Here is a 21,248-nt window from a genome sequence, read left to right on the forward strand (position 1 = left end):
GAACAGTCCGACGCCGAACGGGCTGCCGAACGGGAACGGGCCGGACCGCTGTTGCGGTCCGGCCCGTTCCGCCGGCTTCTCGCCCGGCTGCTCACGGAAGAGGGGTCAGCCGGCGGCCTTCTGCGCGCTGATCGCCTTCAGCGCCTGCACCAGACGGGCCAGCTTCGGCGCGAAGTTCGTCGCACAGCCGAACTTCAGGGACTTCCGCTTCTGGCCCGGCTCCAGGTTCTCGTTGTACTTCCTGGCTTGCTCGTCCTGGTTGAAGATGTGCATCGCATCGGTCGTCTTCGAGATGAGGTCCTCCCGAAGAGCGTCGTCGTCGATGATCGCCTGGACGGTGGCCCTGATCTCGGCGTCGGTCGGGAACTGGCCGTTGGCGGAACGGATCGGGGTACCCATGATCCCGCCCTTGACGTTCGTGGTGGTGATGCCCACCTCGGCGCCGTTCAGCAGGTTGATGTGCGCACCCCTCTTGCTGCACCAGTCGTCGTCCACGGGGGAGGCGTGCTTGATGCCGCAGAAGCGCTTCTTCTTGCCGCTCGCCTTGGCACTGGCACTGGCGCCGCCCTTGCCCGGAGCGGCCTTCGCGCTCCTGGCGCCGGGGCTCTGAGCGACGTCCGAGAACAGGTCGGCCGCGTCGAGGACACACTCACCGAGGTCGCCCTTGCGGTACTTCTCGATGATCTCCCTGAGGGACTTCAGCACCTTCTTGCCCCAGCGGGCCTTCTCGAAGAACTTGGCGACACCGCTGACCACGGACACGATCGCCTTCGTCACCGCCGGGAGCTTGCCGACGACCAGCACCAGGCTGCCCACGTCGACGAGCGACCAGAGGCAGCTCTCGATGTCTCCTTCGCCGAAGCAGCGCTTGACGTTGTTGACGCCGAGCACCTCGAGCAGGATCTCTCCGCCGTTCTCCCGCACCCAGTCGATGACGGACTTGTTGGCCGCCGCGAGAGCCTCGCGGAACTGGTCGACGCACTGCTGACCGCACTGCGCCCGCAGAATCGCCTCGTCGTCCGCGCTCAGACCCGGTTCGGTGGGGCCATCGGCCCCGGTGTCACCGGTCTCCATCGCGGCCTTGCGGGCCTCTTCGAGGCGCTTGCGCTCATCGGCCTCGGCCCGGTCGGCCGCCGAGTCGGCGTCCTTGGCCGCGCCGTCCGCGTTCTTCGCCGCGGTCTCGGCCGCGGTGGCGTCCTTCTCGGCCTTGGTGGCCGTGGCATCGGCGCTCGCCGCGTCCTTCTCCGCCGCACCGGCCGAGGCGCGGGCGCTCGCGGCGTCCCGCTCGGCGTCGGTGGCCTCGCGGTCGGCGGCGGCAGCCTCCGACTCGGCGTCCGTGGCGGCGAATCCCGCGTAGACGGCGTCGGTGCCTGCCTCCTGGTCGTACTTCTGGGCGGCGAGGTCGGCCTTCTTCGCGGCGGCGGCGTACTTCTCCGCCTCCGCTGCCGAGGCACGGGCGGCCGCGACGGACGCCAGCGCCTTGGCGGCGTCGGCAGCCGCCGCCGCGGCAGCCTGCGCCGCGATCTTGGCGTCACCGGCGGCCTTGTCGGCCAGGGCCTTCGCCGTGGCGGCCGCCCTGGCGGCCTCGTCCGACTTGGCCTTGGCCGCTGCCGCCTGCTGCTCGGCCATCGTCTTCGAGGTCTGCCCGACGAGTACCGCGAACGCCGCGGACGTGTCGGTCTCCTGATACGGCGTGCCGATCGTGATGGCCTCGTTCGCCGCCTTGGTGACCGCAGTCGCCGCGTCACGCGCGGCGGTGGCGGCCTGACCGGCGGCGAACGCGAACCCGGCCGTCTTGACGGCCCAGGCGGCCGTCTTGTCCGCCTCAGCCTTGGCCGCTGTCGCCTCCTTGCGCGCCTTGACCGCCGCTGCCTGGGCCTTCTTGGCCTCGGCCTCCGCGTTCTTGGCGTTGGTCCGGGCGGCGGCCGCGGCGTCGATGGCTTCCGCGGCCGCGGCGTGCGCGGTCGCGGCGGCCGCGTGCGTGGTCATGTATGCCGACCAGGCGTTGTCCGCCGCGGCCCGCGAGCGGGACGCCGCTCCCTGGGCCCGGGTGGCGGCCGCGCGTGCGTTCACCGCCGCGGTCGAGGCCTCGTTGGCCGCGGCCCGCGCGCGCGTGGCGGCCCCGGCCGCGTCGTTCGCCGCCCTGCGAGCCTCGGTCGCCGCCTCGCGGGCCTCTCCCGCTGCGGCCGTGCCTTCCGCTGCCGCGGCGGCCGCTTCCAGCGCCGCGGCGCGTGAGGCGGTCGCCTTCTTCTCGCGCTCGGCCTCGACAGCGGCGTCGCGAGCCAAGTAGGCCTCGGCCTCCGCCTCCTCGGCCTGATCACGCTTGGCCGCCGCGGTCGTACCCGCCGACTCGGCTGCCGTACGGGCCCGTCCCGCGGCTTCCCGTTCGCTCCCGGCCCGCTGCTCCGCGGCGGCCGCCTTCTCCCGCTCCTTCGTCGCGTTGGCGCGCTCCGCCGCCGCGATCCCCTTCTCCTTCTCGGCGATCCCGCGCTGCTTCTTCGCCTCCGCGGCACCCGCCTTGGCCGTCTGCTCCGCGGCCTCGGCCGTGCCCTGCGCGGTCTTCGCCTTCGCCGCGTTCGCCGCGGCTTCCTTGGCCTGCGCGTCCGCGGCCGCGGCGGCGGACTTGGCCTGGGCTGCGGCCTCCAGGGCCGCGGCCTTGCGGAATTCCGTGTTCAGCGCGTGCGACTGCGTCTTGGCGAGCGCCAGCAGCGCCTGGCTGTCGGCCACGGTCGCCTTGGCCGCGTTGGACGCGGTCAGTGCCGTCTTCGCCGCCGCCTGGGTCGCCGCGTACGAGGCCTTGGTGACCTGCACCGACTGCTGGGCGTACATCAGCCCGCGGCCGCGCGGCGTCTTGGCCGCGTCCGCGATGGCCCACGCCGCGCTCTGCGACGCGGTCGCCTTGTCGGCCGCGGCCTTGGCGGTGGCGACAGCCTTGTCGGCGATCGGGACCTGCGCCGCAGCGGCCTTGCGGGCGGCGGTCAGGTCGGCCGCGGCCTTGGTGAAGACCGCGGGCTTGGGACGCAGGATGCTGTCCTTGGGCTGACCCGCCCAGTACTTCTGGAAGTACAGGATCTGGTCCGCCTGCCACGCCTGCCGGATGGACTCCAGCATCGCCTCGGTGGCGACCCGGACCTCCTTGGACGTGGTGAGCTCAGCGGCGGCGATCTCCTGGCGCTGCTTGGTCTGCCCGGCGTACTCCGCCTCCCACTCGGAGTACGCGTCCACCACCACGCCCGTGAGCGCGCGGTAGTGGTCGACGGGGTTGTCACTGTCGCAGCCGGCCCAGGCCACCTTCAGGGACTCGACCTCCGCCCGGTGCTCCAGAGAGCCGGGTTCGGGCGCGGTCTTCAGGAAGCCGCCGAAGCGGAGCACACTCGCGACGTCGTTGGCCGAACCGGGACGTCCGCTCTCACCGTTGTTGAGTCCCACCACCGCGTCGCGGGCGAGCGGCTTGTAGTTCGTCTCCCAGGTGTCACCGGAGGTGTCGAAGGCGGCGATGACCTCCTTGGCCTTGTCCAGGGGAGCCTTGCCCGGCTTGGGCGTCGGGTCCTCGCCCGTCTTGTAGGAGAACTCCCGCTCCTTCGTGGCGAAGGCGAGGATGTCCCCGCCGAACTCCGGTGCGTGGTAGTCCCGCCCGCCGACGCTGTTGTCGTGCGCGTACGGCTTGTTCGTCTCGTTGAGCTTCTCCTGACGAACGCGGAAGGCGTCACGGCGGGCTCTGGCCGCGTCCTCGTCGGCCGTCTGTGCCTCACCGAGAGGACCGAAGCCGAAGTGCCAGTCCTTCCAGGCGGCCTTGACGTCGGCGTCGGTGCCCGACAGCGCCGCGTTCGCCACGGCCTTCATCTCGGGACCGCCGTAGTGGACGGCCCGGGCCACCTGGCAGCGGTCCTTCCGGGCGTCCGCGCCCAGGCTGATCCGCAGCGTCCTCAGCCACGGGTCGGTCGGATTGTCCCCCGGTTCGTCCGCCTGGGCGGGTACGGCGTACACCAGGCCCATGAGGACCGAGGACGCGGTGACCAGAGCGGTCCCCGCGAACCCCTTCGTCCAGGCGCGTCTCGCGCGCCCGGGTTTGGGCAGCATGCTTCTTCGCACTTCTTCTCAGCCTGTCTTTTCGGCAAAAGGTCGGCCCAGGAAGGAAGTACGGACGGGAAACGGGCGGGAAGGCGGCGCCACCCCCCCCGTGCCGACGATTGATCAGGCACGGTCGAACACGGTCAACATGCCCTCTGCGCAACCCTGTTGGGCGCTCGATCCCCCAGCCTTCCCCCCGAAGGCCACGAGATCATTTCATATCGAACACAGCAGCGGAAGGACCCTCCGTATACGGGGGAGGGCGGGGCTTTCGGTGAAGGGGACGTGAACGAGCGAGGGCGGCGCGCCGGTTCCCGTGAACCGGCGCGCCGCCCTCGCTCGTGCCCGACGTGCGGGAAGGACCTCAGGCCTTCGACTCCCCGCCCAGGTGGTGCACCCGCACCATGTTCGTCGTGCCCGGCACGCCCGGAGGCGAGCCGGCGGTGATGATCATGATGTCGCCCTCGTTGTACCGCTGGAGCTTCAGCAGCTCCGCGTCCACCAGGTCCACCATCGCGTCGGTGTTGTCGACGTGCGGTGCGACATAGGACTCCACGCCCCAGCTCAGCGCGAGCTGGTTGCGCGTCGACTCGTCCGTCGTGAACGCCACGATCGGCTGCTCCGCGCGGTAGCGCGACAGACGGCGGGCCGTGTCGCCGGACTTGGTGAAGGCGACCAGGGCCTTGCCGCCCAGGAAGTCCGCGATCTCGCAGGCCGCGCGGGCCACCGAGCCACCCTGGGTGCGCGGCTTCTTGCCCGGGACAAGCGGCTGGAGGCCCTTGGAGATCAGCTCCTCCTCCGCGGCGACCACGATCTTCGACATCGTCTTGACCGTCTCGATCGGGTACGCGCCGACCGAGGACTCGGCGGAGAGCATCACCGCGTCCGCGCCGTCCAGGATCGCGTTCGCCACGTCGGACGCCTCGGCGCGCGTCGGGCGGGAGTTGGTGATCATCGACTCCATCATCTGGGTCGCCACGATCACCGGCTTGGCGTTGCGGCGGCACAGCTCGATGAGCCGCTTCTGCACCATCGGGACCCGCTCCAGCGGGTACTCGACGGCCAGGTCGCCGCGTGCGACCATCACGCCGTCGAACGCCATGACGACGTCCGCCATGTTCTCGACGGCCTGCGGCTTCTCCACCTTGGCGATGACGGGGACCCGGCGGCCCTCCTCGTCCATCACCTTGTGGACGTCCTTGACGTCGCTCGCGTCGCGGACGAAGGAGAGCGCGACCATGTCGCAGCCCATCCGCAGCGCGAAGCGCAGGTCCTCGATGTCCTTCTCGGACAGGGCCGGGACATTGACCGCCGCGCCGGGGAGGTTGATGCCCTTGTGGTCGGAGATGACACCGCCCTCGACGACGATGCTCTTCACCCGCGGGCCGGACACCTCGACCACGCGCAGTTCGACGTTGCCGTCGTTGATGAGGATCGGGTCGCCCTTGGAGACGTCGCCCGGCAGGCCCTTGTACGTGGTGCCGCAGATGGACTTGTCGCCGGCCACGTCCTCGGTGGTGATGACGAATTCGTCACCGCGGACCAGCTCGACCGGTCCCTCGGCGAAGGTCTCCAGACGGATCTTGGGGCCCTGGAGGTCGGCGAGCACGCCGACGGCGCGGCCGGTGTCCTCCGCGGCCTTGCGGACGCGGTGGTACCGCTCCTCGTGCTCGGAGTGGGTCCCGTGGCTCATGTTGAATCGGGCCACGTTCATACCGGCCTCGATGAGCAATTTCAGCTGCTCGTACGAGTCGACGGCGGGGCCCAGCGTGCAGACGATTTTGGAACGGCGCATAAGGCGGATCCTATCGGTTTGTTTCGACTCGGAATATTCCGTCTGGTGGAAAGTACAAATGGGCGGGACTCCGCTCAGGCGATACCTGGCGGGGAATCAGGGATTTCCCGTCCGGGAACCGCTCGTGACCAGGGCGAATGTCTGCTGCGCGATCTCCAGCTCCTCATCCGTCGGGACCACGGCCACCGCGACCCGCCCCTCGGACGCCGAAATAATCCGTGCCTCGTCGGAACGGACGGCGTTCCGCTCACGGTCGAGCGTCAGACCGAATCCCTCCATACCTGCCATGGCAGCCTCCCGCACCGGCGCCGCGTTCTCCCCGACCCCCGCCGTGAACGCGATCGCGTCCACCCGGCCGAGCACCGCGAAGTACGCGCCGATGTACTTCCTCAGACGATGGATGTAGATGTCGAAGGCGAGTTGCGCCCGCTCGTCCCCCTCGTCGATCCGGCGGCGGATCTCCCGCATGTCGTTGTCACCGCAGAGCCCCACCAGACCGCTCTTCTTGTTGAGCAGCTCGTCGATCTCGTCCGCCGACATCTCCGCGACTCGCATCAGATGGAAGGTGACCGCGGGGTCGATGTCACCGGAGCGGGTGCCCATGACCAGCCCCTCCAAAGGCGTCAGCCCCATCGAGGTGTCCACGCACCGGCCGCCGGCGACCGCCGAGGCGGACGCGCCGTTGCCCAGATGCAGCACGATGACGTTCACCTCGGACGGCTCCTTGCCCAGCAGCTCCGCCGTCCTGCGCGAGACGTACGCGTGAGAGGTGCCGTGGAAGCCGTAGCGGCGGATGCGGTGGGCGTCCGCCGTCTCCACGTCGATGGCGTAGCGGGCCGCCGCCTCCGGCATCGTGGTGTGGAAGGCCGTGTCGAAGACCGCCACCTGCGGCAGATCGGGACGCAGCGCCTGTGCCGTACGGATGCCGATGATGTTCGCCGGATTGTGCAGCGGCGCCACCGGAACGAGCCGCTCCACCTCCGCCAGCACGTCGTCGTCGATCACCGTCGGCTCGGTGAACCGCAGACCGCCGTGCACCACGCGGTGGCCGATCGCCGCCAGCTCGGGGGAGTCGAGCCCGAGACCGTCGGACGCCAGCTCGTCGGCGACCGCCTTCAGCGCCGCGCCGTGATCCGCGATGGGACCGGTGCGCTCGCGCTTCTCGCCGCCGACGAGCGGGGTGTGGACGAGCCGGGACGTCTCCTCGCCGATCCGTTCCACCAGTCCGGCGGCCAGCCGCGAACCGTCGTGCATGTCGAGCAACTGGTACTTCACCGACGACGAGCCGGAGTTGAGGACGAGGACGCGGGTCGCGGTCACAGTCACGGAGCCTTCTGTGCGGGGGGCGGTCATACGGATGCGGGGCGGCCGGCCGGCGCGTCCGGCTCGCTCGGGGCGGGCTGCGCGGACGGCACGGGCTGGGCCTGGATGGCCGTGATGGCCACCGTGTTCACGATGTCGCTGACGAGCGCGCCCCGCGACAGGTCGTTGACGGGCTTGCGCAGACCCTGGAGCACCGGTCCGACGGCCACGGCGCCGGCCGAACGCTGCACGGCCTTGTAGGTGTTGTTGCCCGTGTTGAGGTCCGGGAAGATCAGCACCGTCGCCTGGCCCGCCACCTCGGAGTCCGGCAGCTTCGTCGCCGCGACGGACGGCTCGACGGCCGCGTCGTACTGGATCGGGCCCTCGATCCTCAGCTCGGGCCGGCGTTCCCGCACCAGCTTGGTCGCCTCGCGCACCTTGTCCACGTCCGCCCCGGAGCCGGAGGTGCCCGTCGAGTACGACAGCATCGCGATCCGCGGGTCGACGCCGAAACGGGCCGCCGTCGCCGCCGACTGGACCGCGATGTCCGCGAGCTGTTCGGCGTCCGGGTCCGGGTTGACCGCGCAGTCCCCGTACACGAGCACCCGGTCGGCGAGGCACATGAAGAAGACGGACGAGACGATCGACGCTTCGGGCTTCGTCTTGATGATCTCGAAGGCCGGGCGGATGGTGGCGGCGGTGGAGTGCACCGAGCCCGAGACCATGCCGTCGGCCAGGCCCTCCTGCACCATCAGCGTGCCGAAGTAGTTCACGTCCGCGACGACGTCGTGCGCCAGCTCCACCGTCACGCCGCGATGGGCACGCAGTTCGGCGTACCGCTCGGCGAAGGGCTGGCGGAGCTCGGAGGTGACCGGGTCGATCAGCTGGGTCGAGCTGAGGTCGATGCCCAGGTCGGCGGCCTTCTTGCGGATCACCTCCGTGTCACCGAGGAGGGTCAGGTCGCAGACGTCCCGGCGGATCAGGACGTCGGCCGCGCGCAGCACGCGCTCCTCGGCGCCCTCCGGCAGCACCACCCGGCGGCGGTCCGCGCGCGCCTGCTCCAGCAGTTCGTGCTCGAACATCATCGGTGTGACATGGCCGCTGCGCGCCACCGCGAGCCGGGCCAGCAGTTCACTGGTGTCGACATGACGCTCGAACAGGCCGAGTGCCGTCTCCGCCTTGCGGGGCGTGGAGGCGTTCAACTTGCCTTCCAGCGCGAACAGTTCGGCGGCGGTGGGGAAACTGTTGCCGGCGACCGACACCACCGGGGTGCCGGGCGCGAGCCGGGAGGCGAGGGTGAGGACCGCGTCGCTGGGCCGCTCGTTGAGGGTGAGCAGCAGGCCGGCGATGGGCGGGGTACCGGCGGAGTGGGCGGCCAGCGCGCCCACCACCAGATCGGCACGGTCTCCGGGGGTCACCACCATGCAGCCGGGCGTCAGGGCGTTCAGGAAGTTCGGCAGCATCGCGCCGCCGAAGACGAAGTCGAGTGCGTCGCGCGCGAGCCCCGCGTCGTCGCCGAGCAGCACCGTGCCGCCGAGCGCGGAGGTGATCTGGGCGACGGTCGGCGCGGCGAGCGCCGGTTCGTCGGGCAGGACGTAGCAGGGGACGGGCAGGCGGGCCGCCAGTCGTTCGGCGATCTCCGCGCGCTCTTCCGGGGCGACCCGGTTGACGGCCACGGCGAGGACGTCGCAGCCCAGGGCCTCGTACGCGCGGTGGGCATTGCGCGTCTCGGCCCGTACGGACTCGGCGCTCTGGCCCTTGCCGCCGACGACCGCGATCACCGAGGCGCCGAACTCGTTGGCGAGCCGTGCGTTGATGGCGAGCTCGTCGGGGAGCTGGGTGGCCGCGAAGTCGGTGCCGAGGACGAGGACGACCTCGTACTCCCGCGCGACCCGGTGGAAGCGCTCGACGAGCTCGGAGACCAGCTCGTCGGTACCCCGCTCGGCCTGGAGGGCGGAGGCCTCGTGATAGTCCATGCCGTACACGGTCGCCGGGTCCTGCGACAGCCGGTAACGGGCCCGCAGCAGGTCGAACAGCCGGTCCGGGCCGTCGTGCAGCAGCGGGCGGAATACACCCACCCGGTCCACCTGGCGGGTGAGGAGTTCCATGACTCCCAGCTCGACGACCTGCCGGCCGTCCCCGCGGTCGATCCCGGTCACGTACACGCTGCGCGTCACGCGTGCTCTCCCGTCCATGCTCTCTGGGGTGCGAAAAGGTCGGTACGAAGAAGGTGGTACGTACAAAAAAACCGCTGAGGGCGGCCTTTCCCTCTTGACAATACCTCCGTGGATGGTTAGGGCGCCCGGCGGACCGGGGGCGGTCGGAGGCGTCCTCGGCGAGGGCCGTACGCCGTGCCTCGGAGCAGCCGGGAGCGCGGGTTCTCCCCTGTCCGTGGAACAATCGAACGTGGGCTCACCTGTACCACTGACGAGCAGGAGACACAGCACGATGCGCATCGGAGTGCTCACCGCAGGGGGCGACTGCCCCGGACTGAACGCTGTGATCCGGTCGGTCGTGCACCGTGCCCTCACCTTCCACGGCGACGAAGTCATCGGCTTCGAGGACGGATTCAAGGGGCTCCTGGACGGCCACTACCGGCCGCTCGACCTCAACGCGGTCAGCGGCATCCTCGCCAGAGGCGGCACGATCCTCGGCTCCGCCCGTCTGGAGCGCGGCCGGCTCGCCGAAGCCTGCGAGAACGCACCGGAGTTGGCCCGGCAGCACGGCATCGACGCGCTCATCCCGATCGGCGGCGAAGGCACGCTCACCGCGTCCCGGATGCTCGCCGACGGCGGTATGCCCGTCGTCGGTGTGCCGAAGACGATCGACAACGACATCTCCGCCACCGACCGCACGTTCGGCTTCGACACCGCCGTGATGGTCGCCACCGAGGCCATCGACCGCCTCAAGACGACCGCCGAGTCGCACCAGCGGGTGATGGTCGTCGAGGTGATGGGCCGGCACGCCGGCTGGATCGCCCTGGAATCGGGCATGGCGGGCGGCGCCCACGGCATCTGCCTGCCGGAGCGGCCGTTCCAGATCGAGGACCTGGTGAAGATGGTCGAGGAGCGGTTCTCGCGGGGGAAGAAGTTCGCGGTCATCTGCGTCGCCGAAGGAGCGCACCCGGCCGAGGGCTCGATGGCCTACGGCAAGGGCGAGATCGACCAGTACGGCCACGAGCGCTTCCAGGGCATCGGCAACCGCCTCGCCGCGGAGCTGGAGCACCGGCTCGGCAAGGAGGCCAAGCCGGTCATCCTGGGCCACGTCCAGCGCGGCGGAACCCCGACGGCGTACGACCGGGTGCTCGCGACCCGCTTCGGCTGGCACGCGGTGGAGGCGGCACATCGCGGCGAGTACGGCATGATGACGGCGCTGCGCGGCACCGAGGTGAAGATGGTCCCGCTGGCGGAGGCGGTGACCCGCCTCAAGACGGTCCCGGCGAACCGGATGCACGAGGCGGAGTCGGTGTTCTGACCGGCGGGGTGTCGGTCATTGCGGTGGCGGGCGGGACCCCACTCCCGGGCGCTTCCCTATCCGGACGACCGGACGACCGGACGACCGGACGGCCGGACGACCGGGTACGGCTCAGCTCCGGGCCAGGTCCCAGAAGTGGTCGGCTATCCGGTCCAGGAACTCGCGGCCCGCGCTGCCCGTGTCCTCCGTCGTCGAGCCCCAGCTGAGCGTCGCCACCATCCGCGACTGGTAGGCGGCGTGGAGCTCCTCCAGTACCGCTTCGAGCTGGGGCCGTTCCAGCGGGACCAGTTTGGAGACCGGGCGGACATACGCCTGCCAGCGTGCCGCGACCGCGCTGCGCAGCAGCTCCGCGAGGTCCTCCTCGCGGCCGGTCGCGATCAGCAGTTCGCGCGGGCCGAGTTGCAGGGCCTCGGCGAGCGCGGCCGTCTGGCGTTCGGTGCCGCGCCAGCGGCCCGACTCCTCCATGCGCAGATAGCTGTCCGCGTCCACGCCGAGGCGTCGCGCCAGATCGGCCGGTGCGTACCCGTGCGCCAGCCGGTGCTCGCGCAGGCTGGAGGCCTCGGTGAGCAGGTCGTGCGGTGCGCACCACAACACCCCTGCCAGCGCGCCCAGTTCGCGGGCATCCGGGGCGAGCAGCCCGCGCTCCCAGGAGACCACCGTGTCCGGTGAGACCTGGAGCCCGTACTGGGCGCGGAGGCCGTACGCGACATGGCCGGGGGCCATGCCGAGGGCTTCGCGCAGCCGTCGGGCGGCGGGGGCGTTGAACGGGGGCGTGGGAGCGTGGTGCACGCGGCAACGCTAGAGGCCGGTGGGGCGTCGCGACTACGGTGCGTTCACCCAACGCCACCTGTCGTAGGAACGTCCGAGCTGATCGCTACCACTTGGTAACGTGCAGTGATCGCCACCGGCGAAGACGGCTGTGGCGGCGGTCAGCCCTTGACCGCGCCGCCCAGTGCGAAGCCGCCCCCCAGCCGGCGCGAGATCAGGACGTACAGCACCAGCACCGGTGCCGAGTACAGGATCGAGAACGCAGCCAGCTGGCCGTAGATCACCGAACCGTAGTTGCCGAAGAAGGTGAAGATCGAGACCGAGGCCGGCATCTGATCCGGCGTCAGGATCAGCATGAACGGAACGAAGAAGTTTCCCCAGAGCTGGATGAAGGTGTAGATCGTCACCACGGTCAGGCCAGGCCCCATCAGGGGCAGGACGACCCGGGACAGTGTCTGGAGGTTCGAGGCGCCGTCCGTCCAGGCCGCCTCCTCCAGGACCATCGGGACACCGTCCATGAAGTTCTTCATCAGCCAGATGGAGAAGGGCAGTTGGGACGTGGCGAGGAACAGCCCCGTGCCGTACATCGTGTCGATCAGATTGACCTGCACGAACAGGCCGTAGACCGGCACCATCACCGCGGTGATCGGCAGACACGTGGTGAACAGGATCGTCAGCAGGAACGGGCGGTTGAAGCGCGAGCGGTGCCGGGAGAGCGGATACGCCGCGAGCGCCGCGCACACCACCGTCAGCAGCGTCGCCCCGCCGCACAGCAGCAGACTGTTCAGCATCGGCGTGAACGTGATCTCGTCGGTGAGCACCGCGTCGAAGTTGTCCCCGGTGAGCGACGACGGAACCCGCACCCGCAGGTCCGCGTTCGCGTCCACGGACGACAGCAGGAGCCACACCAGCGGGAGGGCGAACGCGGCAGCGGTCACCAGCAGTGCGGCGTTGGCGGCGAGCCGGGCGCGGGTGGACCGGCGCATCACACCTCCACCTTCATCAGACGCAGATAAACGATCGAGAACAGCGAGCCCACCAGCAGAAGCAGCAGGGCCACCGCGGTGCCGTAGCCGATCAGGCTCTTGAGGAAGGCCTGGTCGTACATGAACACTGGCAGCGTCTGGCTCCGGTTGCCCGGCCCGCCCCGGGTCATCGCCCAGATCAGCCCGAAGACGGAGAGCGTCGAGAGCGTGTTCAGCATCAGATTGGTGCCGATGGAACGGCGGATCATCGGCAGGGTGATGTGCCAGACCCGCCGCGGCCCGCTCGCCCCGTCGACCTCGGCGGCCTCGACGACGTCCCGCGGGATCTCGGAGAGCGCCGCCGAGTAGATCAGCATCGAGAACGCGGTGCCGCGCCAGACGTTGGCGAAGGACACGGCGAGGATGGGCAGGGTGAATAGCCAGTTCTGGGACGGCAGATGGAGCCAGTCGAGCAGGGCGTTCAGCGTCCCCTCCCGGCGGAAGAACGTGTACAGCAGGAACGCGGCGACGATCTCCGGCAGCACCCAGGCGGTGATCACCAGCGTGCCGGTGACGGTTCTGACCGGGCGCGACGCGGCCCGCATCAGGCCGGCCAGCGCCAGACCCAGGGTGTTCTGCCCCACCACCGCCGAGACGAAGGTGAAGACCAGGGTGAGCCAGACGGCGTTGCGGAAGTCGTCGTCCGCGAAGGCCCGGCGGAAGTTGTCCAGGCCCACGAAGTCGGCACCCGAGGCACCGGTCAACTGGGTGTCGGTGAAGGCGATCCAGACGCAGTAGCCGATCGGACCGGCCAGGAAGAGCAGCAGCAGGAGGGTGGCGGGGGCGATGGGCAGCCACCGCCACACCCCTCCTCTCGTCGTGCTCACCTGCTGATGACCGCGCCGTCGACGGCGGTCTTCAGCTGCTCGTCGTACGCCTTCGCCGCCTCCGCGGCCGAGGCGTCACCCGTCGTCACCTTCTCCATGGCCTCACCGATGGCGGTGGAGACCTGCGGATAGACGGGCAGCGCCGGACGGTAGTGCGTGTACTGCACGAGCCCGGTGAAGAACTCGATGCCCGGCATGGACTTCAGATACTTCGGGTCGGCCGCCACGTCCTTGCGTACGGCGATCTGCGCGGCCACCACGCACCACTGCGTCGCGTTCTCGGCCGTCTGGAGCGTCTTGATGAACTCGAAGGCCAGATCGGCGTTGTCCGCCTTCTGCGGGATCGACCATGCCCAGCCGCCGGACATGGACACCTTGCCGGGCGCCTGTCCGTTCTGGGTGGGCATCGGGGTCTGGGCGAGGTCCTTGCTCCAGTCCGGCCACTCCTTGGGTCCCTTGTTGATCCAGTTCTGGCCCATCCAGGAGCCGTCGAGCGAGATCGCGAGCTTGCCCTCGGGGAACCACTCGGTGGCGACCCGCGTGCCGACGTTGGGGTCGAGCGCGTCGGAGACGTCGGGGCCGAGCTTCTCCGCGTAGACCGTGCGGACGAAGTCGAGCGAGTCCCGGAAGCCCTTGGTGCCGGTGACCCACTTCTTGGCCGATTCGTCGTAGAGCGGATCGGCCCCGGTGCCGTACAGCAGCATCTCGAAGCCCTGCATCACGGCCGCCTCGCCGGGCCCCTTGCCGGTGTAGACGTTCAGCGGGATGACGCCGGGGACCTTCTGCTTGACGGTGCGGGCCGCGTCCAGGACCTCGGCCCAGTTCTTCGGCTGCCAGTCGGCCGGCAGACCCGCCTTGGCGAAGATCGCCTTGTTGAACCAGAGGCCGCGGGTGTCGGTGCCGTCCGGGATACCGTACGTCTTGCCGTCCTCGGCCTTGGCCGCAGCCTTCGCCGTGTCGACGAACTGGCCCCACTGGTCCCACTGAGGCAGATAGGAGTCCAGCGGCTTCAAGTACCCGGCCTTGATGTCCGAGTTGATGCGAAAGGTGTCCTCGTAGACCAGGTCGGGCGCGGTCTTGGGGGAACGCATCATCTGCTGCGCCTTGGTGGCGTAGTCGTTGTCCGGGGCCTGGATCGGGACGAGTTCGACCTTCTTGCCCGGGTGCTCCTTCTCGAACTGCTTCTTCGCCGCTTCGAGATGCTGGTCCTTGAAGCGGATCTTGTTGTCCGTCGAGCGGTTGTAGACGACCTTCACGGTGTCGGGGTCGCTGCCCGAACCGTTGCCGCAGGCGGTGAGCGTCGCCGCGGCGAGAGCGGTGACGGCGGTGACGAGGATCAGTGGGGCGTTGGGGCGCACGGGCACGACCTCCTCTGAGCCGGAGTCCGGGCCGAGGGCCCAGGGGGCTGCCGTGACCGTAGGACCGGCTCGCTGACAAGGTCAATGCCCGTGCAGAGCAAGGTCGTTGAACGGTGCAACGATGTGTGCTTTGCGTGGGTACGGCCGCCGTCACCGGGTGGCGGGTCGGGCGGCCGTGCGCAACGGTGTCGTCAGCGCAGCGCGCTGAACGCGGCCCGTACCTCCCTGGCGAAGAGCTCCGGCTCCTCCCAGGCGGCGAAGTGGCCGCCCTTGTCGACCTCGTTGAAGTACGCGACGCCCGGGTAGACGGTCTCCACCCAGCTGCGCGGGGCGGCCCAGATCTCGCCGGGGAAGGTCGTGAAGCCGACCGGCACCGTGACCGGGGGAGGAGCCGCACCGCCCGCGATCTCCCGTCCGAACTCCCAGTACCACCGGGCGGATGAGGCACCGGTGCCCGTCAGCCAGTACATCGTGATGTTGTCGACGATGTTCTTGCGGGTCAGATTGCCCACGGGCTCTCGGTCGACGAACGCGCGGGAGATCTTGTAGTAGCTGTCCGTGTCGTGATCGAGCATCCACGCGGCCAGCCCGATGGGTGAATCCAGCAGGGAGTACCCGATCGTCTGCGGCCGGGTGGTCTGCTCCAGGAAGTAGGCGAAGCCGTCCGTCGTGAACGTGTTGAGCGCGTCGAACGCCGTGCGTTCCTGCTCGGACTCCACCGGCAGGTGATCCTTGATGCCGAGCGCTCCGGCGAGCAGGTTCACATGGATGCCGAGCAGTCCCGCGGGGCCCTGGCGGCCCATCGCGTCGGTGACCGCGGCGCCGACATCTCCTCCCTGGGCGACGTAGCGCGTGTAGCCGAGGCGGTTCATGAGTTCCGCCCACGCCTGCGCCATGCGCCCGTTGCCCCAGCCGAGTTCGCCCGGCTCGCCCGAGAAGCCGTAGCCGGGCAGGGACGGCAGCACCAGATGGAACGCGTCCTCCGGGGAGCCGCCGTGCGCGGTCGGGTCGGTCAGCGGACCGATGGTGTCCAGCAGTTCGACGACGGAGCCGGGCCAGCCGTGCGTCATGATCAGCGGCAGCGCGTTCTCGTGCGGCGACCTGACGTGGAGGAAGTGGATCTCGACCCCGTCGATCTCCGTCATGAACTGCGGCAGCGAGTCCAGCCTCGCCTCGCACTTGCGCCAGTCGTACTCGGTCATCCAGTAGCGGGCGAGCGCCTGAAGCGTCGCCAGCTGCACTCCCTGTGACCGGTCGGTGACGAGCTCTTTCGAAGGCCAGCGCGTCGCCTCGATCCGGCGTCGCAGCTCGGTGATCTGGTTCTCCGGAACCTCGATCCGGAAGGGGTGGATGTCGGTTGATTCGGCCGTGAGTGACATGACGGCGCTCCTCGGTGTGCTGACGGCGGAAATCCTCGACCCTCACGTCAGCGCGTCGCGCCCGTGCCACCCCGGTTCACTCCCTGGTCTGCGCGTACTCGCGCCGACCCTCGTCAGGCTACTCCTGCGGGGGGTCCGGGACGAATCGTGCAAACGGCTCGGATCGGACCTGGGATGCTCCGCGCGTGGCGCGCCGCGCGCCGGTCTACGGGGTGTACCGGCACGGTCGTTGACCGGCGCACCGGCCTGCGCCGTGCGGGGCCACGAGCCGCCGTCAGTGGGTGGCGGGGATCCAGCGGTACTGGAGTTCCGGCCGGCCGATCTGGCCGTACTGCGGGCTGCGCGCCGCCCGTCCCGCGGTGACCAGATGTTCCAGATAGCGACGCGCGGTGATCCGGGAGATGCCGACGGCCGTGCCCGCCTCGGCGGCCGTCAGCCCTTCCGGCGCGTCACGCAGCGACCGGGTGACCGCCTCCAGCGTCGGGCCGCTCAGCCCTTTGGGCAGTCCACCGCCCTGCGGGGCGCGCAACGCGCCGAGAGCGCGGTCCACCTCGTCCTGGCCGCTCGCCTCACCGGCCGCCGCGCGGAACTCCGCGTACCGGCCGAGGCGGTCGCGCAGGGTCGCGAAGGTGAACGGCTTCAGGACGTACTGGACCACCCCGAGGGACACACCCTCCCGCACCATCGCGAGGTCGCGGGCCGACGTCACCGCGATGACGTCCGCGGAGTGACCCGCGGCGCGCAGCGACCGTACGAGCTGGAGGCCGTGTCCGTCGGGCAGATAGAGGTCGAGCAGCAGCAGATCGACCTCGGTCCGCTCCAGCGCCCGGACCGCCTCCGCGCGCGAGTGCGCCACGCCCGACACCGTGAAACCGGCGACGCGGCCCACATAGAGGGCATGCGCGTCGGCGGCCACCGGGTCGTCCTCGACGACCAGCACTCTGATGGGATCCCCGCTCACGCCGGCACCCCCGCGCCCTCCAGCGGCAGCCGTACGGTGAAGTCGGCTCCTCCGTCCGGGCCCTTCGCCAGGACCACCGTGCCCCGGCTGCGGTGCACCGTCTGCCGGACGATCGCGAGACCCAGTCCCCGTCCCGATCCGTGGGTGGACCAGCCGCTGCGGAACACCTCGTCCGCGGACGCCGGGTCGATTCCCGCGCCCGTGTCGTGCACACGGATGAGCAGCTCGTCCCGGTCGGCCCGGGCGACGACGGTGACGCGGGCCCGCCCCGGATGACCGGCGGGCTGCGGTCCGCCCTCGCGGCCGGCGGCTGCCTCGGACGCCGCGTCCACCGCGTTGTCGATCAGATTGCCGAGGATCGTCACCAGGTCGCGGGAGGGCAGCGAGGGCGGCAGGACGCCGTCGTCGATGCGGCTGTCCTGGGCCAGCACCAGCTCCACGCCCCGCTCGTTCGCCTGCGCCGCCTTGCCCAGGAGAAGCGCGGCCAGCACCGGTTCGCCGACCGCGCCGACCACGCGGTCGGTGAGCACTTGGGCCAGTTCCAGTTCGGCGGTGGCGAAGTCGACGGCGTCGTCGACCCGGCCGAGTTCGATGAGCGAGACGACGGTGTGCAGCCGGTTGGCCGCCTCGTGCGCCTGGGAGCGCAGGGCCTGGGTGAAGCCGCGCTCGGAGTCCAGCTCGCCGGCCAGGGCCTGGAGCTCGGTGTGGTCGCGCAGGGTGACCACCGTGCCGCGCTGTTCGCCGCCGACGACCGGGCTGGTGTTCACCACGACGACCCGGTCGCCCGTCAGATGCACCTCGTCGACGCGGGGCTCGGACGCCAGCAGCGCGCCGGTGAGCGGAGTCGGCAGGCCCAGCTCGGCGACCGGCCGGCCCACCGCGTTCTCGTCGAGGCCGAGCAGTTCCCGGGCCCCGTCGTTGCACAGGGCGATCCGGCGCTGCCCGTCGAGCATCAGCAGCCCCTCACGCACCGCGTGCAGCGCGGCCTCGTGGTAGTCGTGCATCCGGCTCAGCTCGGCCGCGTTCATCCCGTGCGTGTGCCGCCGCAGCCGGGTGGTGATCACATACGTCCCCAGACCGCCGAGCGCCAGTGCCCCGCCCGCCATGGCCAGCAGCGCCACGACCTGCTTGCTGACCTGCTCGCTGATCTTCTGGATGGTGATGCCGGCGCTGACGAGCCCGACGATCTCCCCGCGGTCGATGACGGGCACCACGGTCCGTATCGAGGAGCCGAGCACACCCACGTACCGCTCGCTGTGGATCTCGCCCCGCAGCGCCTGCTCGGTGTGGCCGAGATACGTCCTGCCGATCTCGCCCGGCTCGGGGTGCGTCCACCGCGTGCCGTTCGGAGCCATGATCACGATGAAGTCCACACCGGCGTCGCGGCGCAGGCCCTCCGCGTACGGCTGGAGCGTCGCGGACGGGTTCGCGGACCGCGCGGCCGCGATGACCGACGGCGATTCCGCCACCGCGGCCGCCGTGGCCCTCGACTGGAGGCGCGCGGTCTCCTCGGCCTGGGAGCTGTCCTTGAGGTAGGTGAACAGGGCGCAGCCGGCCACGATCGCGGCCACCAGGACGACCTGCATCGCGAAGAGCTGGCCCGCGAGGCTGCGCGGGCGGGGTATGCGCATGGGCCCATATTGCCTGGCCGGATTTGTATGAACGAAACGAACGCAAGGGTGACCGGCATCACAGGGTGGTGGATGCTCACGGCAATCCATAGGGACATGGACCGGTAACAAGGAGGAAACCCGTGGCTGCTGGAGCCGTCAGGCGGGACCGCACGCACTATCTCTACATCGCCGTGATCGTCGCGGTCGTACTCGGTATCGCCGTGGGGTTGGCCGCCCCCGAGTTCGCCACTGAGCTCAAGCCACTCGGTACCGGTTTCGTGAACCTGATCAAGATGATGATTTCGCCGATCATCTTCTGCACGATCGTGCTGGGCATCGGTTCGGTACGCAAAGCCGCCAAGGTCGGTGCCGTCGGCGGCATCGCGCTCGGCTATTTCATGGTCATGTCGCTCGTGGCTCTCGCCATCGGCCTGGTCGTCGGCAACATCCTCAACCCGGGTGACGGGCTGGCGGTGACCGACGCGGTCAAGGAGGCCGGCCAGGGCCAGGTCGGCGAGGAGGCCAAGGACACGGTCGAGTTCCTGCTCGGGATCATCCCGACGACGATCGTCTCCGCCTTCACCTCGGGCGAGGTCCTGCAGACGCTGCTCGTCGCGCTGCTGGCAGGGTTCGCCCTCCAGGCGATGGGCTCGGTCGGTGAGCCGGTGCTGCGCGGTGTCGAGCACATTCAGCGCCTCGTCTTCCGCATCCTCGCCATGGTGATGTGGGCCGCGCCGATCGGCGCCTTCGGTGCGATCGCCGCCGTCACCGGCTCGGCCGGTCTGGACGCCCTGAAGAGCCTCGCCGTGCTGATGCTCGGTTTCTACGTCACCTGTTTCCTGTTCATCTTCGTGGTGCTGGGTGCGCTGCTGCGTGTCGTGGCGGGGCTCAACATCCTCACGCTGCTGAAGTACCTGGGCCGCGAGTTCCTGCTGATCCTCTCGACCTCCTCCTCCGAGTCCGCGCTTCCGCGGCTCATCGCCAAGATGGAGCACCTGGGCATCAGCAAGCCGGTCGTCGGCATCACCGTCCCGACCGGTTACTCCTTCAACCTCGACGGCACCATGATCTACATGACCATGGCGTCGCTCTTCATCGCCGAGACGATGGGCGACCCGATGTCGATCGGGGAGCAGATCCCGCTTCTCCTCTTCCTGTTCGTCGCCTCCAAGGGCGCGGCCGGCGTCAGCGGCGCCGGTCTGGCCACCCTGGCCGGCGGTCTGCAGTCGCACCGGCCGGAGCTGGTCGACGGCGTCGGCCTGATCGTCGGTATCGACCGCTTCATGAGCGAGGCGCGCGCGCTGACCAACTTCGCGGGCAACGCGGTCGCGACGGTGCTCATCGGCACCTGGACGAAGGAGATCGACAAGGTGCGGGTCGACGAGGTGCTCGCCGGACGGATCCCGTTCGACGAGCAGACACTGCTCGACGACGGCCACGGCGCTCCCGCCGACGACGCCGACGGCGTCCGCCTGGTCAAGGGTTCCGCGTCCGGCGCGACGGTCGTCGGCCAGGAACCCCGGGACGGGGAAGGGGCCGTCTCCAAGGTTTAGGGACGCTCCCTCTCTCCCCACGGCGGTACGCCGACTTCCCCCGTGATTCCACCTGGCGGCGTGCCGCCGGTTCCCCGGGCCCCTGAGGGCGCCCGGGGAACCGGCGTTTCCGCCCGTCACCGGGCTGTCCCTGCTGTCCCTGCTGTCACTGCTGGATCGGATGGCCGTCGGTCCCGCAGATGTAGCCGGCCACGATGCAGTCGGCGACGCGGCGCTTCAGCTCGGAGTCGTTCCACGCGTTGAAGAAGTCCCCGTGGAAGGTGTAACCCGGCTGATCCGTGACGTTGTTCCCGTTCCTGGTGCCGGCGAGTGTCAGCCCGCCGCCGTTCACCGGCCAGGTGATCAGCAGCTCCAGGCGCGGCACGACGACCGGATGCGAGGCCGGACAGGTCTGTCCGGCCGCGTACGCCATGTGGTCGCGGTGGTTGGTGCTGTCCAGGTTCCGCCCGTCCCAGCAGGTGGGGAAGTCCAGATAGTTCTCCAGCTTCGTGCCGGGCGGGCAGTTCACGAAGTCCCGGCCGGACTCCGGCCGGCCCACGCACGACCAGCGTGCGGCGGGATTCTGGTCGGGCGAGGTCGCGGTGGCGTTGCCGACCACGTACCGCAGGCCGCGGGGATGCGCGACGGCACGGGTGTGGTCGGTGATGCCCTGGTAGTAGACGGTGACCCGCTCGGGGGCCACGGGAGCTCCGTTCTTGTAGAGGGTGGGCGTCCAGTACGAGGAGAGGTCCACCGACGGCGAGCAGTTGGTGGTGCCGGCGGCCAGCGACTGGAGCGTCGAGGACGCGTTTGCCGTCCGGTTCCCGTAGAACTCGTGGATGTGCGAGCGGCCCGCCTCGCCGGGGAAGACGATCGGGTCGTCACCCCGGCGATGGCTGGAGAAGCACTCCGCGCGGAACTCGCTCCCGCGCAGGGGTGCCGCCGCCTGCGCGATGATGGCGGCCGCCTGCGCCGGGCTGAAGGTGTGGTCGTGTGCTGTGTGGCCGGCGCGCGCGTGGCCCGGCGCACCGTGGCCGTCCGCGGAGCCGGACGCCGGTGAGTGGTTGCCCGCGGTGACCCAGCCCGCTGTGATCAGGAAGATCACGGCGGCCGTGCTCGCGAGCAGTCGGCGGAGCATGGGGT

Annotated in this window: 14 protein-coding genes; 2 read left to right on the forward strand and 12 right to left on the reverse strand. The window is 70.1% G+C overall.

Features of this window, described 5'->3' with window-relative positions; all coding sequences use genetic code 11:
• Positions 1-105: 105 nt before the first annotated feature.
• The 4 genes from OHA05_RS25190 to pta form a co-directional block, all read right to left on the reverse strand.
• Positions 106-4,080: an ALF repeat-containing protein gene (locus OHA05_RS25190; protein WP_328861778.1), complete on the reverse strand. Its 3,975-nt coding sequence runs from the start codon at positions 4,078-4,080 to the stop codon at positions 106-108.
• Between the two features lie 355 nt (positions 4,081-4,435).
• Positions 4,436-5,866: a pyruvate kinase gene (gene pyk / locus OHA05_RS25195; protein ID WP_313944013.1), complete on the reverse strand. Its 1,431-nt coding sequence runs from the start codon at positions 5,864-5,866 to the stop codon at positions 4,436-4,438.
• A 96-nt stretch (positions 5,867-5,962) separates the two neighbouring features.
• Positions 5,963-7,219 carry an acetate kinase gene (locus OHA05_RS25200; RefSeq protein ID WP_328861779.1) on the reverse strand — a complete coding sequence of 419 codons (1,257 nt, stop codon included), beginning with the start codon at positions 7,217-7,219 and terminating at the stop codon, positions 5,963-5,965.
• The gene (gene pta, locus OHA05_RS25205) at positions 7,216-9,345 is read right to left on the reverse strand and encodes a phosphate acetyltransferase (RefSeq protein WP_328861780.1); all 2,130 of its coding nucleotides are present in this window, start codon (positions 9,343-9,345) and stop codon (positions 7,216-7,218) included. The genes OHA05_RS25200 and pta overlap by 4 nt, the downstream gene beginning before the upstream one ends.
• Before the next feature lie 271 nt (positions 9,346-9,616).
• Between pta and OHA05_RS25210 the strand changes: the two genes are divergently transcribed.
• Entirely contained in the window at positions 9,617-10,642 is a 1,026-nt protein-coding gene (locus OHA05_RS25210) for an ATP-dependent 6-phosphofructokinase (RefSeq protein ID WP_313944010.1), read from the forward strand.
• A 111-nt stretch (positions 10,643-10,753) separates the two neighbouring features.
• Here OHA05_RS25210 and OHA05_RS25215 read toward each other — a convergent pair whose 3' ends face one another.
• The 7 genes from OHA05_RS25215 to OHA05_RS25245 all read right to left on the reverse strand — a co-directional run bounded on the left by OHA05_RS25215 (position 10,754) and on the right by OHA05_RS25245 (position 18,591).
• Positions 10,754-11,365 (reverse strand): helix-turn-helix domain-containing protein, encoded by a 612-nt coding sequence (locus OHA05_RS25215; RefSeq protein WP_443043844.1) that lies wholly within the window; start codon positions 11,363-11,365, stop codon positions 10,754-10,756.
• 206 nt (positions 11,366-11,571) lie between these two features.
• Positions 11,572-12,396, reverse strand: coding sequence for a carbohydrate ABC transporter permease (locus tag OHA05_RS25220; protein WP_313944008.1), 825 nt, complete (start codon positions 12,394-12,396; stop codon positions 11,572-11,574).
• Positions 12,396-13,262: a carbohydrate ABC transporter permease gene (locus OHA05_RS25225; protein ID WP_328861782.1), complete on the reverse strand. Its 867-nt coding sequence runs from the start codon at positions 13,260-13,262 to the stop codon at positions 12,396-12,398. The genes OHA05_RS25220 and OHA05_RS25225 overlap by 1 nt, the downstream gene beginning before the upstream one ends.
• A complete protein-coding gene (locus OHA05_RS25230; RefSeq protein ID WP_413777728.1) occupies positions 13,259-14,626 on the reverse strand; it encodes an extracellular solute-binding protein in 1,368 nt (455 codons plus the stop codon). The genes OHA05_RS25225 and OHA05_RS25230 overlap by 4 nt, the downstream gene beginning before the upstream one ends.
• A 185-nt stretch (positions 14,627-14,811) precedes the next feature.
• Entirely contained in the window at positions 14,812-15,999 is a 1,188-nt protein-coding gene (locus OHA05_RS25235) for an epoxide hydrolase family protein (RefSeq protein ID WP_328861783.1), read from the reverse strand.
• 274 nt (positions 16,000-16,273) lie between these two features.
• The gene (locus OHA05_RS25240) at positions 16,274-16,960 is read right to left on the reverse strand and encodes a response regulator (RefSeq protein ID WP_328861784.1); all 687 of its coding nucleotides are present in this window, start codon (positions 16,958-16,960) and stop codon (positions 16,274-16,276) included.
• A complete protein-coding gene (locus OHA05_RS25245; RefSeq protein ID WP_313944003.1) occupies positions 16,957-18,591 on the reverse strand; it encodes a sensor histidine kinase in 1,635 nt (544 codons plus the stop codon). Before OHA05_RS25245 ends, OHA05_RS25240 begins: the two co-directional genes overlap by 4 nt.
• Positions 18,592-18,713: 122 nt before the next feature.
• On the opposite strand from OHA05_RS25245, the gene OHA05_RS25250 reads away from it, so the two are divergent.
• Positions 18,714-20,126 carry a cation:dicarboxylate symporter family transporter gene (locus OHA05_RS25250; RefSeq protein WP_313944002.1) on the forward strand — a complete coding sequence of 471 codons (1,413 nt, stop codon included), beginning with the start codon at positions 18,714-18,716 and terminating at the stop codon, positions 20,124-20,126.
• Positions 20,127-20,271: 145 nt separating this feature from the next.
• On the opposite strand, the gene OHA05_RS25255 is transcribed toward OHA05_RS25250, so the two are convergent.
• Entirely contained in the window at positions 20,272-21,243 is a 972-nt protein-coding gene (locus OHA05_RS25255; protein WP_328861785.1) for a DUF1996 domain-containing protein, read from the reverse strand.
• Positions 21,244-21,248 lie beyond the last annotated feature (5 nt).

It is taken from the genome of Streptomyces sp. NBC_00306, from assembly GCF_036169555.1.
Classification (GTDB): Bacteria; Actinomycetota; Actinomycetes; order Streptomycetales; family Streptomycetaceae; genus Streptomyces; species Streptomyces achmelvichensis.

Bases quoted from the DNA above. Each gene is read 5' to 3' on its own strand.
- OHA05_RS25255 (WP_328861785.1), bottom strand. From the start codon at position 21,243: ATGCTCCGCCGACTGCTCGCGAGCACGGCCGCCGTGATCTTCCTGATC.
- OHA05_RS25220 (WP_313944008.1), bottom strand. From the start codon at position 12,396: ATGCGCCGGTCCACCCGCGCCCGGCTCGCCGCCAACGCCGCACTGCTG.
- OHA05_RS25235 (WP_328861783.1), bottom strand. From the start codon at position 15,999: ATGTCACTCACGGCCGAATCAACCGACATCCACCCCTTCCGGATCGAG.
- OHA05_RS25215 (WP_443043844.1), bottom strand. From the start codon at position 11,365: ATGGCCCCCGGCCATGTCGCGTACGGCCTCCGCGCCCAGTACGGGCTC.
- OHA05_RS25200 (WP_328861779.1), bottom strand. From the start codon at position 7,219: ATGACCGCCCCCCGCACAGAAGGCTCCGTGACTGTGACCGCGACCCGC.
- OHA05_RS25210 (WP_313944010.1), top strand. From the start codon at position 9,617: ATGCGCATCGGAGTGCTCACCGCAGGGGGCGACTGCCCCGGACTGAAC.
- OHA05_RS25190 (WP_328861778.1), bottom strand. From the start codon at position 4,080: ATGCTGCCCAAACCCGGGCGCGCGAGACGCGCCTGGACGAAGGGGTTC.
- OHA05_RS25245 (WP_313944003.1), bottom strand. From the start codon at position 18,591: ATGCGCATACCCCGCCCGCGCAGCCTCGCGGGCCAGCTCTTCGCGATG.
- pyk (WP_313944013.1), bottom strand. From the start codon at position 5,866: ATGCGCCGTTCCAAAATCGTCTGCACGCTGGGCCCCGCCGTCGACTCG.